Source organism: Mesorhizobium sp. M7A.F.Ca.CA.001.08.2.1 (genome assembly GCF_003998455.1).
In the GTDB taxonomy this organism is placed as follows: domain Bacteria; phylum Pseudomonadota; class Alphaproteobacteria; order Rhizobiales; family Rhizobiaceae; genus Mesorhizobium; species Mesorhizobium ciceri.
On sequence record NZ_RZPW01001138.1, the window covers coordinates 1 to 1366 of the forward strand.

3 protein-coding genes are annotated in these 1366 nt (G+C 60.5%); 2 read left to right on the plus strand and 1 reads right to left on the minus strand.

Going from position 1 to position 1366, the window contains the following annotated elements:
• Positions 1-300 (plus strand): type II toxin-antitoxin system RatA family toxin (locus EN914_RS35555; RefSeq protein ID WP_127389696.1); only part of this gene is annotated, 300 nt, incomplete at its 5' end.
• Positions 301-309: 9 nt separating this feature from the next.
• The gene (gene plsY / locus EN914_RS35560) at positions 310-984 is read left to right on the plus strand and encodes a glycerol-3-phosphate 1-O-acyltransferase PlsY (RefSeq protein WP_024505191.1); all 675 of its coding nucleotides are present in this window, start codon (positions 310-312) and stop codon (positions 982-984) included.
• Between the two features lie 45 nt (positions 985-1029).
• Here the strand turns inward: plsY and EN914_RS35565 are convergent.
• Positions 1030-1366, minus strand: a 337-nt coding sequence (locus tag EN914_RS35565) for a CinA family protein (RefSeq protein ID WP_164779172.1), incomplete at its 5' end; no start/stop codon positions are given.

Below are 1366 nucleotides of genomic sequence, written 5' to 3' on the forward strand. Positions count from 1 at the left end.
GCCGACATGAGCATCGGCTACAAGGCGATCCGCGAAACCTTCACGACGCAGGTACTGCTGAAGCCCGACGAGAACACCATCGACGTGAAGTACATCGACGGGCCGTTCAAATATTTGAGCAATGTCTGGCGTTTCGAACCCGACGGCGCCGGTTGCGCCGTCCGCTTCTTCATCGACTACGAGTTCAAGAGCCGTATTCTGGGCGCGGTCATGGGAACCATGTTCGATCGCGCCTTCCGCATGTTCGCCGAAGCCTTTGAGAAGCGCGCCGACGTCATCTACGGTACAAAACCGTCTTGAGGCTTGCGCATGCTTTTCTGGATAGCAAGCACCGTTGGACTGGCGATCGCCTATCTCTTCGGTTCCATGCCCACGGGTTATCTGGCGGGGAAGCTGCTCAAGGGCATCGATATCCGGGAGCATGGCTCCAAATCCACCGGGGCAACGAACGTTTTGCGGGTCTTGGGAAAATGGCCTGCGTTGGTGGTGTTGCTGGTGGATGTGCTGAAAGGCGCTGCGGCGATCGTCTTTGCCCGCTGGTTCTATCCCTGGTTCATCACGTTGCCGTTTGTTACGCCATCAATCCCGCTTGACCTGCAAGCCTGGGTGCCTTGGGCTGTTTGCCTGGCCGGAATTGCCGTGTTGCTTGGACATGGCCGTTCGATCTGGTTGAATTTCACAGGTGGCAAATCCGCTGCGACGGGGCTTGGCGTGTTGCTGGCTCTGTCTTGGCCGGTAGGTGTGGGGGCTGCGGCGGCTTTTGGTGCTGTGCTGGCTACGTCTCGGATAGTTTCCCTGAGTTCGATGGTAGCGGCGTTGACCGCGATCGCCCTCATCTGTGGCCTGGAGCAACCGTTGGCCTATCGGTTGCTGGTGATTGCGGGCAGCACCTACGTGGTTGTGCGCCATCGTGCCAACATTCAGCGGCTGCTGGCTGGGACGGAGCCACGCTTGGGGCAAAGCAGCCCGGAATCGAAAACGTAGCCGCAAATCCGGCTTTCGGGTCCGCCCGCCCAACGTTTTATAATCCTATCCGAGTGCTTGCAGGCCCAGTTCCAGCGCTTGCCGGACCGTTTCGCGACGGATGAAATCGCGGCCTTTGTCTGCAAAGAGTTGGTGCTCGGCGACAATCGGTCGGCCGTCCAGCGCAACCCCGAACCAGACCAGGCCGACCGGTTTTTCCGCCGAACCGCCGCCTGGCCCGGCGATCCCGGTAACCGCCAGGGTCAGCCCGGCGCGCGAACGGGTAAGCGCGCCTGTCGCCATCTCGATCGCAGTCTCGCGCGAAACCGCGCCATGCGCATCGAGCGTGGCGGCGGAAACGCCGAGCATGTCCATCTTGGCTTCGTTGGAATAGGTGATGAAG

Coding starts and splice junctions, on each gene's coding strand:
- plsY (WP_024505191.1), top strand. CDS start 310: ATGCTTTTCTGGATAGCAAGCACCGTTGGACTGGCGATCGCCTATCTC.